This window comes from Cupriavidus nantongensis (genome assembly GCF_041726985.1).
Classification (GTDB): domain Bacteria; phylum Pseudomonadota; class Gammaproteobacteria; order Burkholderiales; family Burkholderiaceae; genus Cupriavidus; species Cupriavidus nantongensis_A.
Window position 1 is genome coordinate 865,477 of the sequence record NZ_CP168302.1, and the last position, 23,667, is coordinate 889,143.

The following is a 23,667-nucleotide window of genomic DNA, read 5'->3' on the forward strand; positions in this document are numbered from 1 at the left end:
CCGGCCAAAGCCAACACCTTAAAGGGCAACGACGGCCGAGGCAATCGGCGCCAGCCTTACAGCGCGGCGCGCAGCCCGATGAAGAAGCGCCGGCCCGGTGCCGGCTCGAAATAGCGCCCGTTGGCCTCGTTGACGATGACCGAGCCGATGTAGCGCCGGTCGGCCAGGTTGTCGATGCGGCCGAACAGGTAGAAACGCGTCGGGCCGACGCGGAAGGCATAACCGGCGCGCAGGTTGATCACGGCATAGCCCGGCGCCGCCTGGGTGTTCAGGTCGTCGGCATAGACGCGGCTGTCGACACGCAGCTCGGCCCCCAGCGTCAGCGGCGCGAGCGGCCGCCACGACAGGTCGGCGGCCAGGCTGTGGCGCGCGGTGCCGGGCAGGCGGTTGCCGGCCGCCACCGCCTGCCCCTGCGCATTGATAAAGCCATCGCCGAAGTACGCATCGAGCCAGGTGTAGGCCAGTCCCGCCTCGACCCGGCTGCCACCGCCCTGGCCTGGCGTCCCGACCTGGCCCAGATAGCCCCCGCGCCAGCCCAGCTCCAGCCCGCGCCGGCGCACGCCGCTGACATTCTGGTACACGGTGCGGCCGGCATTGTTCGATTGCGGCACCACCTCGTCATGGCTGTCGGCATCGAACAGCGCCGCTTCCAGGCGCTGCCCCGACCCTTGCCACTTGATGCCGATCTCGCCCTGGCGGCTGGTCGATGCCTGCAAACCCAGGTTGCTGCCGACACCGCCGGGGCCGTAGGCCACCTCGGTCAGCGTGGGGGTCTCGAAGCCGCGGCCGAGATTGGCATAAACGTTGAGGGAATCCAGCGCATGCCAGACCACGCCGAGTACCGGGCTGACATTGCTGTAGCTGGCGTGGCCGCTGTCGTCGGGGCTGGCCGCGGTGATGAAATGGTCGTCGATGCCCAGCCGCACCCGGCTGGCGCGCGCCCCGCCCACCAGTTGCCAGGCCGGATGGAAGCTCCAGTCGAACTGTGCGAAGGCGCCGAGGTCGGTCGCGGTATTGGTCTCGTCGCGGCGCAGCGCCCCCTGCGTGCCGTTCTGGTTGACGTAGCCGTTGCGGCCGTCGCGCATGCCGTTGGCTTCGAGTCCGGCGCTCCACAGCAAGGGCAGGCCCGCGGCCGTGGTGGTGCGCCGGCTCCAGGACAGCGCGGCACCGCCGAACGTGCGGTCGAGATCGACGATGCCGCCGGACGACGTCGGCGCGGCGCCGCTGAAGCCCAGCCGCTGGTACAGGTTGCGCGTGCCGCCGTACAGCCGTGCCGACAGGCTGTCGGTGGCGCTGACCTGGTGGTCCACCACCACCCCGGCCTGCGCCTGTTCGACGGTCTTGCCGGTATCGAACTGCGTGGCCGCGGCCACCGCCTGGCGCGGGTTGGCATCGGCCTGCGCGCGGGTCAGGCCGATGGGGTCCTGCGCCAGCGGCTGGTTGAAGTAGTTGAACTGGCCAGTCACGCGCGTGCCGCTGGCCGGCTGCGCCACCACCCTGGCATTGAGCTGGTAGCGGCGCGCCGCGCTGTGCTCGCGATAGCCGTCGGTCTGGTAGGTCCACGCATCGAGCGAGCCGCCGAGCCGCTCATTGCCGCCGGCCAGCGCCACGCCGGCCTGCCACTGGCCGTCGGCGCCGAAGCCGGTCGAGACGCGTCCGGTGAACCCATCCTTGGGCGGATCGGGCGTGAATACCTGCACCACCCCGCCCGAGGCATTGCCATACAGCTGCGCGAACGGGCCGCGCAGCACCTCGACCCGGCTGGCATTGGCCAGGTCCGCCGTCGACGCCTGCCCCTGCCCGTCCGGCATGGTGGCCGGAATGCCGTCGACATACAGCCGCACGCCGCGCACGCCGAAGGTCGAGCGCGTGCCGAAGCCGCGCACCGCCAGTTGCAGGTCCTGCGAAAAGTTCTGCCGGTCGCGCACCGCCACGCCCGGCACGCCGGCCAGCACCTCCGACAGGCTCACCAGCGGCGTGGCGCTGCGCAGCGGGTCCACCGGCACGCTGTCGACGGCGGCGGGCGCGTCGAAGCGGCGCTGCTCGCTGCGGGTGGCGCTGACCACCACATCCGGCAGGGTTTCGCCGGTGGCCGCGGCGACGGCCGTGCCGGGCGCATCCGCCGCACGCGCGGCGGCGCTTGCCAGCAGCAGCGCCGCGCATGCCAGCGCCGAAAGCGCCGGGAAACGATAAGGGGAGCGGCGCTGCTGCCGCATCGCCGGAATCTGCCTGCCGCCTGGGTTCATGGGAATCGGAGCGGTTGCGGGTGGGGCGCGAAGTCGGGCAGCGCGCCCGGGGCGTGGGTGGATATGGCGCAACTTTATCCCGGCGGTGGCGCGCTGGCTACGCGCCGCGGCGCCGGGAAAACCCGTGGACCGGCGCCGGGCGCACCTCGACATCAACGTTCAGATAATTTCAACAACTTATTGCAGGACCACCTCTGCCGGCTCCGCTTCATGCCCCTACACTTCCCTCACCAACCGCTGCAGCCCACAAACTCCACCCAGGCAACGCAGCGTAACGATATTCAGATTTTCGAAATCAAAAGGATCGAAATCATGACCACCGCCTCCACCCGTGTTGCCATCGTCTACCACAGCGGCTACGGCCACACCGCCCGCCAGGCCCAGGCCGTCGCGCGCGGCGCCGGCAGCGTCGCGGGCGTCGAAAGCCTGCTGATCCCGGTCGAGGACATCGACCAGCACTGGGATACCCTGGAACAGGTCGATGCCATCATCTTCGGCGCGCCGACGTACATGGGCAGCGCCTCGGCCCAGTTCAAGGGCTTCATGGACGCGACCTCGCGCAACGTGTTTGCCAAGGGTGGCAAGTGGGCCAACAAGGTCGCGGCCGGCTTCACCAACGCGGCCTCGCGCTCCGGCGACAAGCTGGCCACGCTGCAGCAGATCGCCATCTTCGCGGCGCAGCACGGCATGCACTGGGTCAACCTGGGCCTGCCTCCGGGCCACAACAATTCCAAGTCGACCGAGGACTCGCTGAACCGCCATGGCTTCTTCCTGGGCGCGGCGGCGCAGTCGGATGCGGATGTAAGCGCCGAGGTGGCACCGCCGCCGGCCGACCTCCGCACCGCCGAGCACCTGGGTGCCCGCGTCGCCGAAGTCGCACAGCAGTTGGTCGCGGGCCGGCAGGCGCTGGCGGTGCTGAAGGAAGCGGCCTGACGCCGCGTCAGGTCTGCATCACGGCCGGGCCAGCCGGGCCCGGCATCGCCACAGCAGGCCCAGCAGCACCGCGGCCAGTGCCAGTTGCTGCAGCCCGGCGCGCCACACCGCATGCCGTGGGGGGCTGTCCGTCCAGGCGAAGCGCGGCGCGTTGGCGTAGTCCTGCGGCAGCACGCCGCGATAGCTCATGATGCGCGGCACGAAGAAGGCGCGCCACTCGGCTTCGAAGCGGTTCACCTGCGTCATGTAGCGGGCGTAGCGCGGGGCGTCGTGCCCCGCCAGCCGTTCGGCCGCGAGCAGCAATGACAGCGGCGGCGACAGCCATGCCCAGCGTTCCGCGTGCTCGAAGCGCTGCGCGCGCACGCGCTCGAATGCGGCCGCGACCGGTTCGATCCGCGCGGCCTGGTCGAGATAGCGCGGCATGAATGAAACCGGCCAGCTGTGCTGGCGCGGCGCGGCCGGCGCCCATTGCGGATTGGCGCGGTACCACGCCCGCACCAGGTCCGCCGCGGCGGCTTCGGCGTCCTGCTGGGCGGCGCGCATCTGCACGATCGCAGCCAGGCGCGACGGCATCGGCGCCATGCGGTCGGTCGCCGCGGCGATCACGGCCGGTGCGCCGAAGGTGACCACGGCCCACAGGCCCAGCCCGGCCAGCACCGCCGTGGCGGCGGAACCCGGCAGCAGGTTCAGCCATGCGCTCGCCGCACTCCAGAACAACACGAACGCGCTCAGGCAGAACACCCACGCGCCGAACGCGCGCGGCGTCGCCGCCGGGTCCAGCAGGAACGCCAGCAGCGAAGCCAGCACCGCCACCGCCCACACCGCGCCCGCCCGCACCGCCAGCGCGGCCAGCAGCAGGCGCCAGCCAGCCGCGCCCTGCGCCAGCGACATCCGCCACGTGCCCTGCTCGCGCTCGCCCTGCACCATGCCCGCGCACAGGCACACCAGCAGCAGCGGCACCAGCAACGCGAGCGCCGTCGCCAGGTCCGCCATGCCATAGCGCTGCAATAGCGGATTGCCCAGCTTCTCCTCGTTGCGGGCGTCGGTATGGCGGCTTTCCACGGTGACGCGGATGGCTGGCGGCAACAGCTCGAGCGTGCCGCTGGCCAGCGCGCGCCCGCCGGCGGAGGGCAGCAGCGCCGCAGGCGCGTGCGCCCGGGCAAAACGGAACGCCGCCATGGCGGCCTGGTCCCCCGCGGCCGGCAACGCCTGCGCGCCGGCCTGGCGCAAAGCTGACTGCGCGCCGGCTTCCAGCTGCTGGAACTTGCCATGCCAGGCGCGCGCGCCGAGCCCCGACGCCACGGCGCAGGCGCACAGCGCGGCAGCGCACAGCAGCAGCCCCCAGCGGGCGCCACGCGCACCCCACAGCGCGCGCCACTGGGCGGACAGGACCCGCCCGGTCGCTTTGATGAAGTTCATGGCCGCATCCTCCGCAGGCAACCGTAAAGCCCGGCCAGGGCCACCGCACACCACCACAGCAGGCAGGCAATCTCAGGCCACGCCGCGCGCAGCGCAAAACCCGCCCGCGGCATGGTGTAGGCAAAGGGCTGGATCGCGCGCCACAGCGATGCGCCCGCATATTTGTCGTCGAACGAGGTCAGGCCGCGCGTATGGCTGGCATCCCAGGTATCGATGGCGGTATTGACCGTCTGCCGGTAGCGCTCGGCGGCCGACTCGTAGTGGCGCTGGTGCGCCAGGTCGGTGCCTGCCATCTTCATGGCGAAGTTGCGCATCGCCAGTGTCGGGCTCAGCAGCGCGGCCGCGCGCATAACGTTCTCCTGCGCCGCGTAGCGCTGCCACAGCGCATCGAAGTGCAGGGCGTGGACGCGATCGGCATAGGCGTCGCGCTGCAGCCTGCGCAGCGGCGCCGCGCCCACCGGCAGGTCCGCCAGGCGCGCCACGCCGTAGCGCGCCAGCAGCGCCGCGTCATGGCGCGCGGTGCGGGCGGCCAGGTTGCCGTCGCCCGGCAGCCCTTCCAGGTAGTCGTGCTGGATCGCGGCCCAGAAGGCTTGCGCCGAGGGCAGCGGCACCGCATGCCGTGCCAGCGCGGCGCCGGCGCCGGGGATGACGAAGACAAAGGCCAGCCACAGCCCGGCCAGCGCCAGCAACGCGCTCCTGCCGTCGGCCATCCACGCCGACACCGCCAGCCCCAGGCCGGCCAGGATGGCCATGTACAGCAGGTAGCCGACACCCAGGCCGGCGGCGCGCCACCACACCCCGGCATCGAGCGAGCCCTGCACATGGCTGGCCGCCACAGGTGCCAGCGCCAGCGCGATCGCAAAACTGGCGAAGGCCGCGGCCAGCGCGAGGAACTTGCTCGCCAGCAGGCTGGCCGGGGCCATGCCGGCACCATGCAGCATGCGCAGCGTGCCGCGCTGGCGCTCGCCGCTGACGGCATCGAAGCTGACCCCAAGCACCAGCAACGGCAACAGCGCCGCGAACACGAAGCCGGCGCTCAGGTCGCCAAAGCGCGCGGAGGGCGGCGCGTCCTGCGCCGGCTCGAAGCGCGCGAGATTGCGCCGGTGCGGCTCCAGCCACAGCGCCTGGCCGAAGTAATCGCCCAGTCCCGGCTCGATCGCCGCCAGCGCCGAAGCCGGCCGGAACGCATACAGGCCGAAGTGCGCCCCGCGGTGCGGATGCTTGTCTCCCTGCTCGTCCCACTGCTGGCGCGTGGCGGCGGCCGCCTGCGCCATCTCGCCGGCGACCGTGGCATGCCGCTGCAGCGACACCAGCACGGCGATGGCCAGCACCACGGCACCAATGCCCAGCAGCGCCAGGGCCCGCCCTTCCCTGACCATCGCCTTGAATTCCTTGCGCAGCACGGCCCCCATCATGATGCGGCTCCCGCTGCGCGCGCATGCGCCAGGTAGGCGGCGGTAAGCGCCTGGTGGTCAAGCGTTGAGGCGTCGAACTCGGCCACCAGCACGCCGGCACGCAGGATGCCGATGCGGTCGGCCAGCTGCCTTGCGTTGAACAGGTCATGGGTGGCCATCAGCACCGCCATGCCGGCATCGGCGGCCGCGCGCACGCGCCGCGCCATGTCGTCCGCGGCGGCCGGGTCGAGCCCCGAGGTCGGTTCGTCGAGCAGCAGCAGCGACGCCGACCTGGCCTGTGCAATCGCCAGCCCGACCTTCTGCCGCATGCCCTTCGAGTAGCCGCGCACGCGCCGGCCCTGCGCATCGCGCGCCAGCCCGGCGCGGTCCAGCAGCGCGGCGGCCTCGGCGCGCGACAGCGCAATCCCCGCCATCGTGCAGAAGTAGTCCAGGTTCTCCACGCCGGACAGGTAGGGATACAGCGCGACGTTTTCCGGCAAGTAGGCCACGCGCCGCCTGACCGCCACCGCATCGTCTGCGGGCGACAGGCCGTCCACGCGCACCATGCCGCCGGCCGCCGGGACGAAGCCCAGGATGGCGTCGATGGTAGTGGTCTTGCCCGCGCCGTTGCCGCCCAGCAGGGCATAGACACAGCCCGCGGGCACGCAAAGCTGCAGGCCGTCGACCACGCGACGGCCGTCGCGCAGGACCACCAGGTCACGGATTTCAAGCATGTGTGTCTCCGTCGGGCAGGTCAGAAGAAGTAGCGCGCCGCCATGCCGAACTGCCATTTCGGCTGCGGCGACACCAGCAGTCCGGCCGCCGAGCCATAGGCGGCCTCGGTCGAGAACCGGTGCGGCTGCAGCACCGCGAACAGCGACAGCTGGTATTGCTTCCAGTCCAGCACCCCGCGCAGGTCGAAGCGCGTGTAGGCCGGCATGAAGCGCAGCTGGGTCTGCGGCGTTCCCATGTAGTACGGGATGCCGGTGGTCAGGTAGGCGTCGGCGTTGACGGTCAGCTGCACGCCCTGCAGCCGCTGCCGGTACTCCGCCCCGAGCTTGAGCTGGTGGCGCGGCACCGACAGCCTGGCGCCGGTGTTGGGCAGCGGGTTGTTGGCTTCGGCCTGGATGATGTGGCCGTAGCTGGCATAGAGCGAGACCGGTCGCACTGGCCGCCAGCGCGCCTCGACCTCATAGCCCTTGCGGGTGGTGTCGCCCACCGAGCGGAACGAACCGTCCGCCTGCCCGACGATCTCGTCCTCGTTGAGGGTGTAATAGGCCGCCGCGGTGACCGTCAGGTTGCGGGCCGGGGTTGCGGTGAAGCCCACGTCGTAGGACTTCACCTTCGACGGCGATACGTCGTAGACCGTCCCGCCGGGCGCGCCCAGCGGCCCGGGCGCGCCGCTGCTGCTGATCTGCTCTGCGGCCGGCGAGCGGAAGCCCTGGGCGACGTTGGCGAACAGGTCGAGCCCGGGCAGCACGGTCCAGGCCGCGCCGAGCTTGGGCGTGGTGACTCCCTTGAAATAGTCCGTGCTCGCCGCCGGCAGCTTGCGGTTGACGATGTCGTAGTCAAACCAGTCGCGCCGCAGGCCGGCACTCAGCTTGACCGAATCGACCGGCTTGAACTGCCCCTGCACGAACAGCCCGTAGGTCAGCAGGCTGAGCCGCTGGGCGTTGACGTAGTTGGCGGTAGGTACGCCGCGCAGCCAGATCTGGCGCTGCGCGTCGCCGTGGTCGCGGCGCACTTCGAGGCCGGCCATCAGCGCGGCGCGCTCGCCGAAGGTAACGTTGCCGGCCAGCCGCCCGCCGAAGATGCTGCGGTCATCGGAGCCGACGGTATGCTGCACGCTGCTGGTGGCGATACCGCGCTCGCGCTCGAAGGCCTCGCCGTACAGCGTCGCGTACCAGCCTTCCTCGCCGTGCGCGGGCGCGCGGTTCAACGCGAACATCGAGCGCTTGCCGCTGCCGAAGCCAGGCAGGCCGTACTGGGTCGAGCGCGGGTCTACCTTGCCGGATTGCAGGTCGCTGAGCAGCAGGTAGCCGGCCGCCGTCGACTCGGAGCGATAGTGGTTCAGGCGCAGGCTGTACATGCCGTCGCCGATCCGGGTCGACAGCTTCCAGAACAGGTTGTCGCGCTCGGTGCTGCCGTCGTAGCGGTAGCTGTGGGTGCGGTACAGGTCCGCGACGAACAGTGACTGGATCGGTTCCGCCTCAGGCCGCAGCGAGTGGCGACCTGACAGCACCAGGGTGGCGCGCTTGCCGTCGTAGCGGTCCAGGCCGATGCCGAAGCTGGACGGCACCTCGCCGGACTGGGTCTGCATCGGCACCGCGCCGGCGCGGTTCTGGTCGCCGTACAGCGCCGACACCGGCCCCTTGATGACATCGATCTGGCCGATCATGTCCGGCGTCAGCCATTCCAGGAACGCCGGCCCATGTCCCGCCCCGGCCTGGCTCGACGGCATGTTCTGCGGCACCCCGTCGACATAGACCGCGGTGTCGGCACCGTGCGTGCCCTGGGTGGCAAAGCCGCGCATGCGAAAGCCATTGCCGGTATCGCCCTGGTCGATATTGTTGGCGACCACGCCGGGAACGCGGCGGAACATGTTGGAGATGTCCCGGCCGATATTGATGGTGCCCAGCTCGTCGGCCGTGATCACCGACACCGCTGCCGGCAGGCCCGCGCTGTCGGCGGTGACAACGTTGCGCTGGTCGTGCGGCCGCTCGTCCTGCGTCGCCACCACGCTGACTTCCGGCAGCATGGCGTGACCGCCTTGGGCCGAGGCGGGTTGGCTGAGGAGGCCCGATGCGAGCGGCAGCAGCGCGCAAGCGAGGGCGCGCGCGGTACCCGTGTTTTCGTTGTTGTTCATGAACCCTTGCGGCGGCGCGCACGGTAGCCGCTGCGGGCACCGGGGGCCGTACCAAATCCAGACGTGAGCAAGCCACCCGCCAGGCATGGCGTGGCGGGCGCGGAATCAGACGTAAGCGGAAGGCGGCGCCGCGGCGGTCAGCCGGCGGCGCGGGGCAGCGCTGGAGGCGCGCGCAAGGTAGGGGGAGAAAGGAAGCGGGTACGCCATGGCGGCGCGGTGACATCGACCGGCGCCATGCGCGACAGCAAGCGCCGGATCACGCCCAGCAGCTGGGCCGCGAACGCGATGCACAGGAACAGATGCAGCCTGGGCGAACACCACAGGCAATCGCACTCGGCTTCGTCTTCGGCCGGAGCGCGCTCGGATTCGATGGCCCCGGCTCCGTCGAACGGGTCCGAAGCCACGGCCACTGCCGTACTCGCCGCCAGCGTCCGCGCTTCCGGCACCGCATGCACGTGCGTCACCGCAGCCCACGCCTGCACGAGAACGAGCAGGAGCACGGCCCAGGCGAGACGCACGAGGTTCGCATGCTGACGCATTGAAGGAGGCGCTGGCGATATCGACGGGCGCCATCATAACGCAACTCAATTGCAAATGTAAGCGGCGCCGCAGCTCAAAAGACTAAAGCCCTCGCCCTTCCCGACCGTTAAGCAATGGGGTCGCATTGGGACGCAAACGGGAGACAGAGATGCACGATCTGGGCATTCGCATACGCCTGGGCGCGGCGTTTGGCGCCATGTGGTCGCTGATGGCGATCGGACTCGCGGTGGCCTTGCCGCGCCTGCAGGACGCCGCCGATGCGCGGCGCCTGCTGATCGGGCTGGCCGCGGCAGCGCTGTGCCTGGCGGTGGGCGCGGTCTGGGGCCTGGCTCGCAGCATCGAGGCGCCTTTGTCCGAAGCCGTCCACATCGCCGAAACCGTGGCCGCGGGCGATCTCAGCCAGGAGTTCGATACCGAACGCGGCGGCGAATTCGGCCGGCTGCTGGGCGGGCTGGGCGAGATGGAAGACATGCTGACCGACCTGGTGACGCGCATCCGCACCGCCACCGACTCCATTACCGACGCCTCGCACCAGATTGCCGCCGGCAATACCGACCTGTCGCAGCGCACCGAAGAACAGGCCGCGGCGCTGCAGCAAACGGCATCGAGCATGGGCGAGCTGACCGCAATGGTGCAGCAGAACACCGAACGCGCCCGCGCCGCCAACGGCATGGCGGCCAGCGCCTCGGGCATCGCCGCGCGCGGCGGCGAAGTGGTCGGCAACGTGGTGCAGACCATGTCGGCGATCAGCGCCAGCTCGCGCAAGGTCACCGACATCATCGAGGTGATCGAGGGCATTGCCTTCCAGACCAATATCCTTGCGCTGAACGCCGCCGTCGAAGCGGCCCGTGCGGGCGAGCAGGGCCGCGGCTTCGCCGTGGTCGCGGGCGAGGTGCGCACGCTGGCCCAGCGCAGCGCCGCCGCGGCGCGCGAGATCAAGCAACTGATCGACGATTCGGTGCAGCAGGTCGACAGCGGCTCGGCGCTGGTCGGCCAGGCCGGCGCCACCATGCAGGAAATCGTCCAGGCAGTGGCCAGCGTCACCGGCCTGCTGGGCGAGATCACCGCGGCGTCGGAACAGCAAAGCGCCGGCATCGCCCAGGTCAACGAGGCCGTGGCGCAGATGGACACGGTCACGCAGCAGAACGCGGCGCTGGTCGAGCAGGCGGCCAGCGCGTCGCAGGCGCTGGCGGGGCGGGCGACGGAGTTGCAGCAGGTGGTGGGGGAGTTCAGGCTGGATGCGGAGCCGGCATAACCGGCCCGCTTGTGTACTCCCTCTCCCGCTTGCGGGAGAGGGTCGGGGTGAGGGTGGGAGTCTCTACGAAGTCAGGCCTGCGGTATGCCACCGCCTGCCCTCACCCCTGCCCCTCTCCCGCAAGCGGGAGAGGGGAGCAAACCAGCGGTGCCTTTCAGTGAATCAAGCCGTAACGCCCACCGGCAGCACCGCCTGCACCGCCGCCACAAAGCGGTCGACGATATTGTCGATATCCCGCGGCGTGCAAATGAACGGCGGTGCGAACAGCACGTGGTCGCCATGCACACCGTCGACGGTGCCACCCATCGGATAAACCAGCAGCCCGTTCTGCATCGCCGCGGATTTCAGCAGCGCGTGCGTCTTCAGCGCGGGATCGAGCGTGGCCTTGCTGTCGCGATCGGCGACGAATTCCACGCCGACGAACAGGCCGCGCCCGCGCACATCGCCCAGGTTGGGGTGGTCGCCCAGCGCCTCGCGCAGCCGGGTGCGCAGTTGCTCGCCGCGGGCCAGCACATTAGCCAGCAGTTTGTCCTCGACGATGGCGCGCTGCACCGCCAGCGCCGCGGCGCACGCGGTGGCGTGGCCGATATAAGTGTGGCCGTGCTGGAAGAAGCCGCTGCCGCCGACGATGGCGTCATAGATCCGGCGCGTCGACAGCATCGCGCCGATGGGCTGGTAGCCGGCGCCCAGGCCCTTGGCGATGGTGACGATGTCAGGCACCACGCCGTCCTCTTCGCACGCGAACAGGTAGCCGGTGCGGCCCATGCCTGACATCACTTCATCGAGGATCAGCAGCACGCCGTACTTGTCGCATACGGCGCGGATGCGCTTCAGGTAGCCGCCCACCGGCGGCACCGCGCCGGCGGTGGCGCCCACCACGGTTTCGGCGACGAAGGCCGCCACGGTTTCGGGCCCCAGGTCCAGGATTTTCGCTTCGAGTTCGTCGGCCAGCCGCTGCGCGTATTGTGCGTCGCTCTCGCCCGCCTGCCGGTCGCGGTATGCGTAGCAAGGCGACACGTGGTGCGCCGGCACCAGCAGCGGCAGGAACGGCTCGCGCCGCCACGCATTGCCGCCGATCGCAAGCGCGCCCAGCGTGTTGCCGTGATAGCTCTGGCGGCGCGCAATGAAGTGGCGGCGCGCGGGCTCCCCGACCTCGACAAAGTACTGGCGCGCCAGCTTCAGCGCCGATTCCACCGCCTCCGAGCCGCCCGAGACGAAATAGACATGGTCGAGATCGCCCGGCGCGGCCTGCGCCAGGGTCTGGGCCAGCGCCTCCGACACCTCGGTGGTGAAGAACGAAGTGTGCGCATAGGCGATGGTGTCGAGCTGCGCCTTGATCGCCTCGATCACGCGCGGATGGCCGTGCCCGAGGCACGACACGGCGGCGCCGCCGGAGGCGTCCAGGTAGCGCCGGCCGGTGCTGTCGATCAGTTCGATGCCCTGCCCGGCCACGGCAACGGGCAGTTGCTGGCGTGGGTTGCGATGGAATACGTGGGTCATGATGGTGTGGTGGTGGCTGTGTGTTCGGTGGCAACGCGGCGCAGCACGCGGCCGGAAAATGCGGGCAGCGCGCTGCCGGCGGCGTCCCCGGCCGGCGCGGATGGTTGCCAGACTTGCGCGCCGTTGACCCAGACGCCGTCGATGCCGGTGCTGAGCTGCAGCGGGTCTTCAAAGGTTGCGCGGTCCTGCACGCGCTGCGCATCGAACAGCACCAGGTCGGCAAACGCACCCGGCGCGATGCGGCCGCGGTCTTGCAGGCCGTATTGCTGCGCGGCCAGCCCGGACATCTTGTGGATCGCGGCCTCGAGCGTCAGCAGCTGCTCTTCGCGCACCATGCGCGCGAGGATGCGTGGGAACGTGCCCCACTGGCGAGGATGCGGGCGTGGGTCGAACGGCAGGCCGTCCGAGCCGAACATGGTCAGCGGGAACTGCGCGATGCGCGCGACGTCGCGCTCGTCCATGATGAAATAGATCGCCGCCGCGGGACGCAGCCTGGCAAGCAGCGCTTCCTCATCCAGGCCGAGTTCCTGCATCAACTCATGGAAATCGCGGCCGCCTGCCGCGGGGTAGCCGGTGGACCACGTGATCAGCGTGCGCGTGGACTGGCGCACGCGGTCCAGCCTCAGCATGGTCGAGGTGGCCGGATAGGGATGGCAGTCCAGGCACAACGGTTGCAGGCGCGCGGCCTCGGCCAGCAGGCCCAGCGTTTCGGCCGAGCGGCCATGGTTGCGCTTGCCCGCGACCTTGTGGTGTGAGAACACCACGGGGCAGTCCAGCGCGCGGCCGATGCGCAGCGCCTCCTCGATCGACGGCACGATGGCATCGGTCTCGTCGCGCAGATGGGTGGAGTAGAGTCCGCCATGGGTCCGGACCGGGTCGCATACGGCGATGATTTCCGCTTCGGTGGCTGCGGCTGCCGGCGGATAGAAGGTGCCGGTCGACACCCCGAAGGCACCCGCCTCCATCGCCAGCCTGACCTCCGCGCGCATCGCGGCGATCTCCGCATCATTGGCGGGACGGTCCAGTTCCGGCATTGCGCGCACGCGCAGCGTGGAATGCCCCAGCAGTGGCACCACGTTGACATTGGCCGGGGCCGCGCGCAGCGCGTCGAGCCACTGCGCGAAAGTATCGAAGCGGAACAGCGCGGGCGGGCCCAGCAAGTCCAGCGGCTGCGGCGGCGCGCCGCTGAGCAGCGGCGCCACGCTGATGCCGCAGTTGCCGGTCACCACCGTGGTGATGCCCTGCGACACCTTGGGGGTCATGTCCCGGTGCACCAGCAGGTAGCCGTCGTCATGCGTATGCGCGTCGATGAAGCCCGGCGCCAGCACGCGGCCGCTGCAGTCGACGGTGTGGTCCGCGGCGATGCCGGCGCAGCCGCCTACGGCAACGATGCGGTCACCCGTGACCGCGACATCGGCGCTGCGGCTGGCTGCGCCCGTGCCGTCCACCACCGTGGCGTTGCGAAAGAGCAGGTCGGCGCGTCGGGGCGCCGGGGATTGCGTTGCCATTGTCAGTCCTTGTCTCGTCGACGGGCCCTACTGCGGCGCGATGCCGGCCTGCCTGACCACGGCCGCCCACTTGTCGGTTTCCTGCGCGGCATAGCCGGCCAGCGCCTGCGGCGTGCCGCCGACGATCTCGGCGCCCAGTGCGGCAAATTTCTGGCGCATCGCCGGCTCCGCCAGAGCGCGGTTGAAAACGCCGTTGAGCCTGGCCACCACGTCGGCGGGGGTGCCTTGCGGCGCAACCAGGCCGCCCCACGCCACCCCCTCGAAGCCGGGCACGCCGGACTCGGCGATGGTCGGCAGCGACGGCAGCAGCGGCGCACGCGCCAGGCTGGTCACGGCCAGCGGCTTGAGTTTTCCGGCCCTGATCAGCGGCAGGATGGTCGGCATGTTGTCGATCAGCACGTTGACCTGGCCGCCCATCACATCGGTGGCCGCCTGCGGGCTGCCCTTGTAGCCGACATGGGTCCAGGCCAGCCCCGCCTTGTCGGCCAGTAACTGCCCGGTGAGGTGGCCGGACGTGCCCTGTCCGGGCGAGGCGTAGGTGACCTTGTCCGGGTTGGCCTTGATATGGGCCACCAGCTCGGCAAAGGTCTTCACCGGCATGTCCGGACGGACGGCGATCACGTTCGGCACCTTGAACAGCAGCACCACCGGCACGAAGGCATCGGGCCGGTACGGCAGCTTGCGGAAGGTGCTCTTGTTGATCGACAGCGTGACGTTGTTGGCGTAGCCCAGCGTGTAGCCGTCGGGCGCGGCGCGCTCCAGTTCGGAGATGCCGATCACGCCCGAGGCGCCGGGCTTGTTGTCGATCACCAAGGACTGGCCCAGCGACCTGGCGGCTTCTGCGCCCAGCGCACGCATCAGCACGTCAGGGCTGCCGCCGGCCGCCGATGGCACCACCAGGCGGATCGGACGCGACGGATAGCTGTCCGCCAGCGCCGGGCCAGCCAGCAAGGTGGCGCCGAGCCACAACAGGGTGGCCAGCGACCGCCGTCCTTGTTGCTGCTTTTGATTTTGCATCTCGATATCCCGTTCAGTAGCTAGGTCGGCCCGGTCAGGCGTTTGCAGTATAGGGGCACATCCCCAGTCAATGCAACATACGTTTCCTTGACATGAGAAATGAAACAAGCCGGAGCGCGCTCGCGACTCAAGCGCTGGCCTTAAGCCAGTTTTTTCAATGAAACAGTCGTTACAGAGATCGCGGCACTGTGCTGCCGCACAGGGCTTGCGCCTCGAGAAAACGCCCTGCCGCCAGCGCCAGGCTTTCCCGCCACGGCGGTGCCACGATCTGGATGCCAACCGGCAAGCCTTCGCCCACACAAGGTGCGGCCACCACCGGCAGGCCCGCCAGCGACAATGGCCGCGTCATGTGGCCGGCATCGGCACGCGGCCGGTAGAGGCGGCCGGCACCTTCGACGGCCTCGGCGCCGATCGGCGTTGCCGCATAGGGCGTCGAGGGGGCCAGCAGCAAGTCGACGTCATCGAACAGCGCCAGCAGCCGCTGCCGCCACGCCGACTGGTACTGGCACGCGACGTCATACCAGTCCCGCGGCATGGCCAGCCCCGCCAGGATGCGCTGGCGCACGAAGGCGCTGTAGCCGCCATGGCGCGCGGAGAAATCCATGGCCTGGTGGTTGCGACCGACTTCATAGGCGGAGATAACCGATGCCGCATCGCGCGCGGCGTCCGCGTCGGGCAGGTCGATGGTGCGCACCGCGCCGAAGGCCGATGCCGCGCGCAGCACGGCCGCCTGCACCGCGGGCTCGGCAAAATCGGCAAAGCCTCGGCCGAGCACGCCGACGCGCAGTGTCGCGAGGCCGCGATCTTGCGCATTCTCTGGCGCATCCATGCCGAGCATCGCCGCGTAGGCCAGCGCAAGATCGCCGGCACTACCCGCCATCGGCCCGACGGTATCCAGGCTTTGCGCATACGGCACGCATCCCCGCAGCGATAGCCTGCCCGTGGTCGGGCGCAGCCCCCAGATGCCGCAGAACGCGGCCGGTGCACGGATCGAGCCATTGGTGTCCGAGCCCAGCCCGAACGGCACCACCCCGGCCGCCACCAGCGCCGCCGTGCCCGCCGACGAACCGCCGGTGATGCGCGACGGGTCGAGCGGGTTGCGCACCGGGCCGCCGATCACGTTCTCGCCGGTGGCGCCGCACGCGTATTCGTCCATGGCCGCCAGCGCCACCGGCACCGCGCCCGCGGCCACCAGCGCCTCGACCGCATCCGCATCGCGCGTCGCCGGCGGCTGCTGCGCGCGTGGCGCGGCACCGGCCAGGGTGGCGTGGCCGCGCACGTCTAGCAGGTTCTTCACCACGACCGGCACGCCGGCCAGCGCTGGCAGCGGCCGGTCGTGGGCGCGCCGGCGGTCCAGCGCCGCCGCCTGCGCCAGCGCGCCGTGCGCCAGCAGCGCCGAGCAGGCATTGAGCGGCGACGCGGCTTCGGCGCGCTGCAAGGCGTCGCGCACCAGTTCGACGGCGGTGCGCGCGCCGCTGCGCACTTGCGCCGCCATGGCGGCAGCGGTCAAGGTGTCAGCGGTCATGCTGCGGCTCCTCTTGCGCCAGCGTCTGCCGCAAGCGCGCCACCATCGCCGCCATGCCAGCCAGCAGCGCGGCGGCCTGCTCGCAATCGTGCGGCGCAACCGGTAATTGCAGAGGTGCCGCGGCTTGCGCTACCAGGCGGGCCGGATCATCGCCATGACCTTGCACCATGTTCAGCTCCGCGATTGCATCAGCTGGCGCGGGATCGCCAGCAGCAGCACCGCCGCGGCCAGCATCAGCCCGGCCAGCGCCAGCACGCCCAGCGAGATGCTGCCAGTGTTCTGCTTGATGCCGCCCATCAGCACCGGACCGATCAGGCCGGCCAGGCTGGCGGCGCTGTTGATCATGGCGATGCCGCCGGCCGCGGCGGTGCCGGCCAGCACGCGGCCAGGCAGGCCCCAGAACATCGACAGCGTCGCCATCAGCCCGGAAATGCCGATGGTCAGGAACACCATCGCCAGCACCGTGTTGTGCGGGAACAGCGTGCTGGCCCACATGCCCGCCGCTGCCACCAGCAGCGGCAGCGCGGCGTGCAGGCGGCGCTCGCCGGTGCGCTCGGCATGCGCGGCGTTGAGGTTCATGACCACGCAGGCCACGGCATACGGGATCGCGGTCAGCATGGCGATCTCCAGCGGCGACGACATTCCGGTCGACTGGATGATGGTGGGCAGCCAGAACACCAACCCGTAGTTGCCGATATTGAAGAGCAGGCAGATCGCCATCAGCACCCACAGGATCGGCGACTTCAGCGCGGCGCTGAAGCGGGTGTTCTTCTTCGCGTTCTCGGTGCTGAGCGTGCGGGTGATGGTGGCGGCTTCGGCCGGCGTCAGCCAGGGCGCGCTCTCCGGCGCTTCCGGCAGCATGCGCAACAGCAGCAGGCCCAGCAGGATGGCCGGCAGCGCCTCGATCAGGAACATCCATTGCCAGCCGTCGAGCCCGTGCAGGTCATGCGTGGCCGACATCAGCGCGCCGGATATCGGCCCGCCCAGCACCATGCCCAGCGGCATCGCCAAGAACAGGATCGACATGATGCGCGACTGGCGGTCGGCCGGGTACCACTTGTTCAGGTACATCACCGCGGCCGGGAAGAAGCCGGCCTCGGTCACGCCCAGCAGGAAGCGCGCGGCATAGAACTCCACCGGCGTGGTCACGAACATGGTGGCGGCCGAGACCAGCCCCCACAGGATCATGATGGCCGCCATGCAGCGGCGCATGCCGAAGCGGTAGATCAGCAGGCTGCAGGGCACCTGGCACAGCATGTAGCCCCAGAAGAAGATACCGGCGCCGAAGCCGTAGACCACGTCGCTGAGCCCGAGCGCCTGCTGCATCTGCAGCTTGGCGAAACCGACGTTGACCCGGTCGAGGTAGCTGAAGAAGTAGCACAGCACGATAAACGGCACGATGCGGCGCGTGACCTTGCCGAACGCAGTATCGGCGGCATCCTGCAGCGCGCCGGCGTGGGCGGGCGCCTGGGGCATGGCTGGCTTGGCCAGGGACATGATGGTTTTCTCCTCCGTGGACAGGCGCGCGGCGGCCGGCGCCAGGAGATGCCATCATAGCCGCTCATGAAACAAACGTTCCAGCATGGTTTACACTGAAACAAACGATATTTTCATGGAACCAAGGTGACGGTAACGTCCCGCCCAAACAAAAAAGGGCGGCAACGCCGCCCTTCGATGACTCCGGCCGCTGCCCGGGCAGCCTGTGCTACGAGCCCTATCCGGGCGTAACGTCCTGCGACGCCCCCACCATCGTCAGCGCGTTGCCGTGCTCGTCCAGCGTGACCTCGCCTTCCTCATGGATGTCGCGATGGCTGCCGTCGGGCAGCTGGATGCGGTAGTCGACGCGATACGGCGCCTTGTCGACGATGGCGGCGCGGATAGCGGCCTGTACGCGTGGGCGGTCTTCTTCCACGATCGACGCCAGGTAGCGCTCCATGGTCACCTTGAACGCCTGCGGGGCCCAGCCGAAGATGCGATAGGCCTCGTCGGTCCAGGCGCAGTCGTCGGTCTGGATATTCCAGTACCAGCCGCCCAGGTGGGCGATCTGCTGCGCCTTGGCCAGCAGCGCCTCGCTCTGGCGCAGCGCGGCCTCGGCGCGGCGGCGCTCGGTGATGTCGAGGCTGACGCCGATCATCTTGACCGGGCGCTGGTCGAAATCGCGCACCAGCGTGGCCCGTGACGAGATCCAGCGCGTGTTGTCTTGATGCACCACGCGGAATTCCCACTCGTGCATCTCCTGGGCGCCGAGCGTGCGGGCCAGCACCTCCTTCAGCCGAGCCACGTCGCCGGGATGCACGCAGGCCCAGAAGTCATCCATGTTGCGGATATGGCGGCCGAACAGCGAGACATCGTTGGACGAATACGTCAGGCCATCGGTCAGCACATTCCATTCCCAGGTGACGATGCCAGAGACTTCCTGCGCAAACTTCATCCGTGCCTCGCTTTCCATGATCTCGGCGAGGTGCTTCTGGCGCAGTTCCTTGATATGCGGGTCGGACGCGGTGCTGGCCTCGAGGTCGGCGATGGCCTGCTCGCCGTAGCGCAGCCACAGCCAGTTGACGCCCAGGAAGCGCGCCAGCGCCAGCAGGCGCTCGTACTCGATCTCGCCGCCGCGCGTCCACTTGTGCACAGCCGACGGCGACACCGACAGGGCCTCGGCGACCTGCTTGAGCATGATCCTTTTGCCTTCCAGCACCCCCTTCAGGCGCGTGGCAAAAGTGTCTTCGGTCATGGGCGCTCCTCCGCTTTTTTTCAACCGGTGGTGAATTGAGTAACCCGAACCTTACACCATCGCCGGATTTCGCGCGAATTGATAGTCAACATCAATTTATACGATGACTTCATTGCTTTTTTGAATTGCAACGACCCGGGTCGCCTCACTAGACTCTCCTTCACATCACCTACGGTAATTTAATTTACTATAGGTGAATCCACAAACACCGAGACTAACGAGGAGACAACCCCTAATGCAAGAAGCCGCCGCCCCCGTCTGCACCACGCCGCCGCTCGCCTATACGCTGCCGGCCCACTACTACACCTCACAGGAAATCTTCGAGCACGAAAAGAAGACCATCTTCGCGCGCAGCTGGGTGTGCGTGATGCACAAGAGCCAGGTGGCCGAGAACAACCAGTACGCCACCGCCCAGGTGGCAGGCGAGAACATCTTCGTGGTACGCGGCCGCGACGGCGTGCTGCGCGCGTTCTACAACGTCTGCCCGCACCGCGCGCATGAGCTGTTCGCCGACGGCGCCGGCAAGGCGAAAAACGTGATCACCTGCCCCTACCACGCCTGGTCGTTCGGCCTGGACGGCAAGCTGATCCACGTGCGCAACGCCGAGAACGTGCCGGGCTTCTGCAAGGACAACGCCGGCCTGACGCCGGTGCGGGTGGAAGAGTTCTGCGGCCTGGTGTTCGTCAACCTGGACATGGACGCGAAGCCGCTGGCCGAACTGGCCGCCGGGCTGAACGACGAGATCCGCGCGCGCTGCCCGGACGTCGACAAGCTGGTGCCGGCGCACAAGCTCAGCTACGAGATGAAGGCCAACTGGAAGGTGGTGGTCGACAACTACCTGGAATGCCTGCACTGCCAGACCGCGCACCCGGCGCTGGTGGAGTCGATCCGGATGGAAACCTACAAGCACGAAGTGCGCGGCCTCTACACCAGCCAGGTGGGCCAGACCCGCTCGGGCAGCGATGCCTTCACCTATGACAGCGACGCTCCCAACACCGACTTCGCCGCGTACTGGCTGTGGCCCAACGTGACGCTCAACGTGCTGCCGGGCGACGGCAACTACGGCGTGTTCTACATGTTCCCGGTGGACGCCGACACCACCATCCAGCACTTCGAGTTCTACTTCCGCGACAGCACGCCCACGGCCGAGCAGGAACAGCTGATCGAGTACTACAAGAACGTGCTCAAGCCCGAAGACCTGAGCATCGTCGAATCGGTGCAGCGCGGCCTGAAGTCGCGCGGCTACCGCAACGGGCAGGGCCCGCTGCTGGTCACCGACGACAAGACCTCCGCCATCGGCGAGCACGGCGTGCAGCACTTCCAGCAGATGGTGCTCGACGCCCTGGCCGCCTGAACCCACCAGATCAACCGGAACCGCAGCAATGATCAAGACCCAGCTCTATATCGACGGCCAGTGGCAGTCGCCCATCGACCAAGGCACACGCGCCATCGTCAGCCCGGCCGACGAATCGGTGATCGCCCAGGCCGCCGAAGCCACGCGCGCCGATGCGCGCCTGGCGATCGCCGCCGCGCGCCGCGCCTTTGACGGCCCGTGGCGCCAGACCACCATCCGCGAGCGCGCCAGGCTGCTGAACAAGATCGCCGAACTGATCGACCGCGATGCCGAGAAGCTCGCCCACCTCGAATCGCTCAACACCGGCAAGACCCTGACCGAAAGCCGCACCGACATGGGCGATATCGCCGCCACCTTCCGCTACTTTGCCGGGCTGGTGGCGTCGGAATCGGGCGCCGTCAACGAAGCGCCGCATCACGTGATCAGCCGCACGCTGCGCGAGCCGGTCGGCGTGTGCGGCCTGATCACGCCGTGGAATTACCCGCTGCTGCAGGCCGCGTGGAAGATCGCGCCCGCGCTGGGCGCCGGCAACACCGTGGTGATCAAGCCCAGCAACCTGACGCCGCTGACCACGCATCATTTCACGCAGCTGATCGCCGAGCTGGACCTGCCGCAGGGCGTATTCAACCTGGTGACCGGCGGCGCCGAAGTGGGCGCGGAACTGGCCGAAAGCCTCGACGTTGACCTGGTGTCCTTCACCGGCGGCGCCTTTGCCGGCGAAAGCATCATGAAGGCCGCCACCGGCAACTTCAAGCGCATCGGCCTGGAGCTGGGCGGCAAGAACCCGAACATTGTCTTCGCCGATGCCGACCTCGATGCCGCGGTCGATTACGCACTCAACGCCGCGTTCTTCCACGCCGGCCAGGTCTGCTCCGCCGGTTCGCGGCTGATGGTCGAAGACAGCATCTATGATGCATTCATCGGCCGGCTGGCCGAGCGCCTGCCGCGCATCGTGATCGGCAACGGCTTCCATGGCGAAACCCAGATGGGCCCCGTGCAGTCGGCGCAACAGCACGACAAGATCCTCGGCATGGTGCAGGCCGGCATCGCCGAGGGCGCGCGCCTGGTCCACGGCGGCAAGCGGCCGGCCGGCGACGTGTACAAGAAGGGCTACTGGCTGGAACCGACGCTGCTGGCCGACGTGACGGCCGGGATGAAGATTGCGAAGGAGGAGATTTTCGGGCCGGTGATCACCGCCGAGCGCTTCCGCTCCGAGGACGAAGCGCTGCGTGCCGCCAACGACACGCCGTACGGCCTGGCCGCCGCGGTCTGGACCCGCGACCTGGACAAGGCCAACCGGATGTCGCGCGCGCTGCGCTTCGGCACGGTATGGGTCAATGACTACCACCCGTACTTCCCGGAAGCGCCGTGGGGCGGCTACAAGTCGAGCGGCATCGGCCGCGAGCTGGCCCGCATCGGCCTGGACGAGTACACCGAGCTCAAGCACAGCTATATCAACCTCGCCCCGAAGGCGATGGGCTGGTTCGGCGCCTGAGCGCAGCCGACTTCGCAATCGCGTGCGCGGCGGCACCGCCCACATGGGCCGCCACGCACGACGTCACGCAAACAAGGAGATTGCACCATGCAGGCAATCCATGAGTACGACTACATCATCGTCGGCGCCGGCTCGGCCGGCTGCGTGCTGGCGGCGCGGCTGAGCGAGGACGCCGGTGTCTCGGTGCTGCTGCTGGAGGCAGGCGGCCCCGACTGGCGCCTGGACTGGCGCACGCAGATGCCGGCGGCGCTGGCGTATCCGCTGCAGGGCACCACCTACAACTGGGCCTATGTCACCGAGCCCGAGCCGCATATGAACAACCGGCGCATGACGCAGGGTCGCGGCAAAGGCCTGGGCGGGTCGTCGCTGATCAACGGCATGTGCTACATCCGCGGCAATGCGATGGACTACGACGGCTGGGCGGAAACCAAGTCGCTGGAGAACTGGAGCTACGCCGACTGCCTGCCCTACTTCCGCAAGGCCGAGACCTACGACAAGGGCGCCAACGACTACCACGGCGGCAACGGCCCGCTGCACGTGACCACGCCCAAGGCTGGCATCAGCCCGCTGTTCGACGCCTTTATCAAGGCCGGGGAGCAGGCCGGCTACGGCCGCACCGATGACCTCAACGGCTTCCGGCAGGAAGGCTTCGGCCCGATGGACCGCACCACCACCGCGGGCGGGCGCCGCTGCAGCACCTCGCTGGCCTACCTCGACCAGGCCCGCGAACGTCCCAACCTGACCGTGCATACGCGTGCGCTGGCCGACCGCATCCTGTTCGCCGGGCAGCGCGCCATCGGGGTGTCGTACCTGCAGGGCGACCACGTGCGCGAAGCCCGCGCGCGCCGCGAGGTGATCGTCAGCAACGGCGCGATCGCGTCGCCGCAGCTGCTGCTGCGCTCAGGCGTGGGCAACGCCGACGAACTGCGCGCCTTCGGCATCGATACGGTTGTCGACCTGAAAGGCGTGGGCGAGAACCTGCAGGACCACCTCGAGATGTACCTGCAGTACGAATGCACCAAGCCGGTCTCGCTGTACCCGGCGCTGCAGTGGTGGAACAAGCCGGCGATCGGCATCGAGTGGTATCTGCGCGGCACCGGCACGGCGGCGTCCAACCACTTCGAGGCCGGCGGCTTTATCCGCAGCAGCGACGAGTTCGCCTGGCCCAACCTGCAGTACCACTTCATCCCGCTGGCGATGAACTACGACGGCAGCAACCCGGTCAAGTCGCACGGCTTCCAGTGCCACGTCGGCTCGATGCGCTCGCCCAGCACCGGCTTCGTCAAGCTCGCCAGCCGCGATCCGCGCGTCAAGCCACGGCTGCTGTTCAACTACATGGCGCACGACGTCGACTGGCGCGAGTTCCGCGCCGCGGTGCGGCTGACGCGCGAGATCATCGGCCAGCAGGCGATGGACCAGTTCCGCGGCCGCGAGATCAAGCCTGGCATGATGGTGCAGAGCGATGCCGAGATCGACGCCTTCGTGCGCGAGCATGCCGAGACCGCGCTGCACCCGTCCTGCACCTGCAAGATGGGAGACGCCTCCGACCCGATGGCGGTGGTCGACAACCAGGGCCGCGTGCACGGGCTGTCGTGCCTGCGCGTGGTCGACGCGTCGATCATGCCGAAGATCGTCACCGGCAACCTGAACGCGCCCACCATCATGATGGCCGAGAAGCTCGCCGACGTGATCCGTGGCCGCGCGCCACTGCAGCGTTCGACAGCGCCTTACTACAAGGCGGCGCCCGCCCGCATGCAGACGGTGGCGGAACGCGCGCAACCGCCTGCCGCGCGCATGCCCCTGCCCATGCCTGCCTGACCCCAGCGGCGCGGCGCGCGGGCCTTCGGCCCGAACCCTGACTGCGGCACCCGTGCTGGGGACCAG

At 69.1% G+C, this 23,667-nt stretch carries 18 protein-coding genes; 5 read left to right on the forward strand and 13 right to left on the reverse strand.

Translation table 11 applies throughout. The features are described from left to right. Nucleotides 1-56: 56 nt before the first annotated feature. On the reverse strand, nt 57-2,246 hold the full coding sequence (locus tag ACEI37_RS03640; protein WP_373377371.1) for a TonB-dependent receptor family protein: 2,190 nt from the start codon (nt 2,244-2,246) through the stop codon (nt 57-59). Between the two features lie 312 nt (nt 2,247-2,558). Here ACEI37_RS03640 and ACEI37_RS03645 point away from each other — a divergent pair, with 312 nt between their 5' ends. Then, a complete protein-coding gene (locus tag ACEI37_RS03645) occupies nt 2,559-3,179 on the forward strand; it encodes a flavodoxin family protein (protein WP_373377372.1) in 621 nt (206 codons plus the stop codon). 18 nt (nt 3,180-3,197) lie between these two features. Here the strand turns inward: ACEI37_RS03645 and ACEI37_RS03650 are convergent, their stop codons facing one another. The 5 genes from ACEI37_RS03650 to ACEI37_RS03670 all read right to left on the reverse strand — a co-directional run bounded on the left by ACEI37_RS03650 (nt 3,198) and on the right by ACEI37_RS03670 (nt 9,358). Continuing rightward, the gene (locus ACEI37_RS03650; RefSeq protein WP_373377373.1) at nt 3,198-4,598 is read right to left on the reverse strand and encodes a DUF3526 domain-containing protein; all 1,401 of its coding nucleotides are present in this window, start codon (nt 4,596-4,598) and stop codon (nt 3,198-3,200) included. Then, nucleotides 4,595-6,013 (reverse strand): ABC transporter permease, encoded by a 1,419-nt coding sequence (locus ACEI37_RS03655; RefSeq protein WP_373377374.1) that lies wholly within the window; start codon nt 6,011-6,013, stop codon nt 4,595-4,597. The genes ACEI37_RS03650 and ACEI37_RS03655 overlap by 4 nt, the downstream gene beginning before the upstream one ends. Next, entirely contained in the window at nt 6,010-6,726 is a 717-nt protein-coding gene (locus ACEI37_RS03660) for an ABC transporter ATP-binding protein (protein ID WP_373377375.1), read from the reverse strand. Before ACEI37_RS03660 ends, ACEI37_RS03655 begins: the two co-directional genes overlap by 4 nt. 20 nt (nt 6,727-6,746) lie before the next feature. Further along, entirely contained in the window at nt 6,747-8,858 is a 2,112-nt protein-coding gene (locus ACEI37_RS03665; protein WP_373377376.1) for a TonB-dependent receptor, read from the reverse strand. Between the two features lie 137 nt (nt 8,859-8,995). Continuing rightward, nucleotides 8,996-9,358, reverse strand: a complete 363-nt coding sequence (locus ACEI37_RS03670) for a hypothetical protein (RefSeq protein ID WP_373377377.1) — start codon at nt 9,356-9,358, stop codon at nt 8,996-8,998. Nucleotides 9,359-9,546: 188 nt separating this feature from the next. Between ACEI37_RS03670 and ACEI37_RS03675 the strand changes: the two genes are divergently transcribed. Continuing rightward, nucleotides 9,547-10,653 (forward strand): methyl-accepting chemotaxis protein, encoded by a 1,107-nt coding sequence (locus tag ACEI37_RS03675; RefSeq protein ID WP_373377378.1) that lies wholly within the window; start codon nt 9,547-9,549, stop codon nt 10,651-10,653. A 162-nt stretch (nt 10,654-10,815) separates the two neighbouring features. Here the strand turns inward: ACEI37_RS03675 and ACEI37_RS03680 are convergent, their stop codons facing one another. From ACEI37_RS03680 to ACEI37_RS03710, 7 genes are all read right to left on the reverse strand, one after another. Further along, on the reverse strand, nt 10,816-12,153 hold the full coding sequence (locus tag ACEI37_RS03680) for an aspartate aminotransferase family protein (RefSeq protein ID WP_373377379.1): 1,338 nt from the start codon (nt 12,151-12,153) through the stop codon (nt 10,816-10,818). Then, a complete protein-coding gene (locus tag ACEI37_RS03685) occupies nt 12,150-13,661 on the reverse strand; it encodes an amidohydrolase family protein (protein ID WP_373377380.1) in 1,512 nt (503 codons plus the stop codon). Before ACEI37_RS03685 ends, ACEI37_RS03680 begins: the two co-directional genes overlap by 4 nt. A 27-nt stretch (nt 13,662-13,688) precedes the next feature. Then, entirely contained in the window at nt 13,689-14,678 is a 990-nt protein-coding gene (locus ACEI37_RS03690; protein ID WP_373377381.1) for a Bug family tripartite tricarboxylate transporter substrate binding protein, read from the reverse strand. A gap of 169 nt (nt 14,679-14,847) precedes the next feature. Further along, complete coding sequence (locus ACEI37_RS03695) at nt 14,848-16,203, reverse strand: AtzE family amidohydrolase (RefSeq protein ID WP_373377382.1); 1,356 nt, start codon at nt 16,201-16,203, stop codon at nt 14,848-14,850. Then, a complete protein-coding gene (locus tag ACEI37_RS03700; RefSeq protein WP_373377383.1) occupies nt 16,193-16,372 on the reverse strand; it encodes a hypothetical protein in 180 nt (59 codons plus the stop codon). The genes ACEI37_RS03695 and ACEI37_RS03700 overlap by 11 nt, the downstream gene beginning before the upstream one ends. A 2-nt stretch (nt 16,373-16,374) precedes the next feature. Continuing rightward, nucleotides 16,375-17,700: an MFS transporter gene (locus tag ACEI37_RS03705; protein ID WP_373377384.1), complete on the reverse strand. Its 1,326-nt coding sequence runs from the start codon at nt 17,698-17,700 to the stop codon at nt 16,375-16,377. 217 nt (nt 17,701-17,917) lie between these two features. After that, nucleotides 17,918-18,934 (reverse strand): helix-turn-helix transcriptional regulator, encoded by a 1,017-nt coding sequence (locus tag ACEI37_RS03710; protein ID WP_062803522.1) that lies wholly within the window; start codon nt 18,932-18,934, stop codon nt 17,918-17,920. Nucleotides 18,935-19,169: 235 nt separating this feature from the next. Between ACEI37_RS03710 and ACEI37_RS03715 the strand changes: the two genes are divergently transcribed. The 3 genes from ACEI37_RS03715 to betA all read left to right on the forward strand — a co-directional run bounded on the left by ACEI37_RS03715 (nt 19,170) and on the right by betA (nt 23,601). Continuing rightward, complete coding sequence (locus ACEI37_RS03715; protein WP_373377386.1) at nt 19,170-20,288, forward strand: SRPBCC family protein; 1,119 nt, start codon at nt 19,170-19,172, stop codon at nt 20,286-20,288. 28 nt (nt 20,289-20,316) lie between these two features. Then, nucleotides 20,317-21,783 carry an aldehyde dehydrogenase family protein gene (locus ACEI37_RS03720; protein WP_373377387.1) on the forward strand — a complete coding sequence of 489 codons (1,467 nt, stop codon included), beginning with the start codon at nt 20,317-20,319 and terminating at the stop codon, nt 21,781-21,783. Between the two features lie 87 nt (nt 21,784-21,870). Continuing rightward, the gene (gene betA / locus ACEI37_RS03725; protein WP_373377389.1) at nt 21,871-23,601 is read left to right on the forward strand and encodes a choline dehydrogenase; all 1,731 of its coding nucleotides are present in this window, start codon (nt 21,871-21,873) and stop codon (nt 23,599-23,601) included. Nucleotides 23,602-23,667 lie beyond the last annotated feature (66 nt).

Coding starts and splice junctions, on each gene's coding strand:
- ACEI37_RS03640 (WP_373377371.1), bottom strand. CDS start 2,246: ATGAACCCAGGCGGCAGGCAGATTCCGGCGATGCGGCAGCAGCGCCGC.
- ACEI37_RS03645 (WP_373377372.1), top strand. CDS start 2,559: ATGACCACCGCCTCCACCCGTGTTGCCATCGTCTACCACAGCGGCTAC.
- ACEI37_RS03650 (WP_373377373.1), bottom strand. CDS start 4,598: ATGAACTTCATCAAAGCGACCGGGCGGGTCCTGTCCGCCCAGTGGCGC.
- ACEI37_RS03655 (WP_373377374.1), bottom strand. CDS start 6,013: ATGATGGGGGCCGTGCTGCGCAAGGAATTCAAGGCGATGGTCAGGGAA.
- ACEI37_RS03660 (WP_373377375.1), bottom strand. CDS start 6,726: ATGCTTGAAATCCGTGACCTGGTGGTCCTGCGCGACGGCCGTCGCGTG.
- ACEI37_RS03665 (WP_373377376.1), bottom strand. CDS start 8,858: ATGAACAACAACGAAAACACGGGTACCGCGCGCGCCCTCGCTTGCGCG.
- ACEI37_RS03675 (WP_373377378.1), top strand. CDS start 9,547: ATGCACGATCTGGGCATTCGCATACGCCTGGGCGCGGCGTTTGGCGCC.
- ACEI37_RS03680 (WP_373377379.1), bottom strand. CDS start 12,153: ATGACCCACGTATTCCATCGCAACCCACGCCAGCAACTGCCCGTTGCC.
- ACEI37_RS03685 (WP_373377380.1), bottom strand. CDS start 13,661: ATGGCAACGCAATCCCCGGCGCCCCGACGCGCCGACCTGCTCTTTCGC.
- ACEI37_RS03690 (WP_373377381.1), bottom strand. CDS start 14,678: ATGCAAAATCAAAAGCAGCAACAAGGACGGCGGTCGCTGGCCACCCTG.
- ACEI37_RS03695 (WP_373377382.1), bottom strand. CDS start 16,203: ATGACCGCTGACACCTTGACCGCTGCCGCCATGGCGGCGCAAGTGCGC.
- ACEI37_RS03700 (WP_373377383.1), bottom strand. CDS start 16,372: ATGGTGCAAGGTCATGGCGATGATCCGGCCCGCCTGGTAGCGCAAGCC.
- ACEI37_RS03705 (WP_373377384.1), bottom strand. CDS start 17,700: ATGTCCCTGGCCAAGCCAGCCATGCCCCAGGCGCCCGCCCACGCCGGC.
- ACEI37_RS03710 (WP_062803522.1), bottom strand. CDS start 18,934: ATGACCGAAGACACTTTTGCCACGCGCCTGAAGGGGGTGCTGGAAGGC.
- ACEI37_RS03715 (WP_373377386.1), top strand. CDS start 19,170: ATGCAAGAAGCCGCCGCCCCCGTCTGCACCACGCCGCCGCTCGCCTAT.
- ACEI37_RS03720 (WP_373377387.1), top strand. CDS start 20,317: ATGATCAAGACCCAGCTCTATATCGACGGCCAGTGGCAGTCGCCCATC.
- betA (WP_373377389.1), top strand. CDS start 21,871: ATGCAGGCAATCCATGAGTACGACTACATCATCGTCGGCGCCGGCTCG.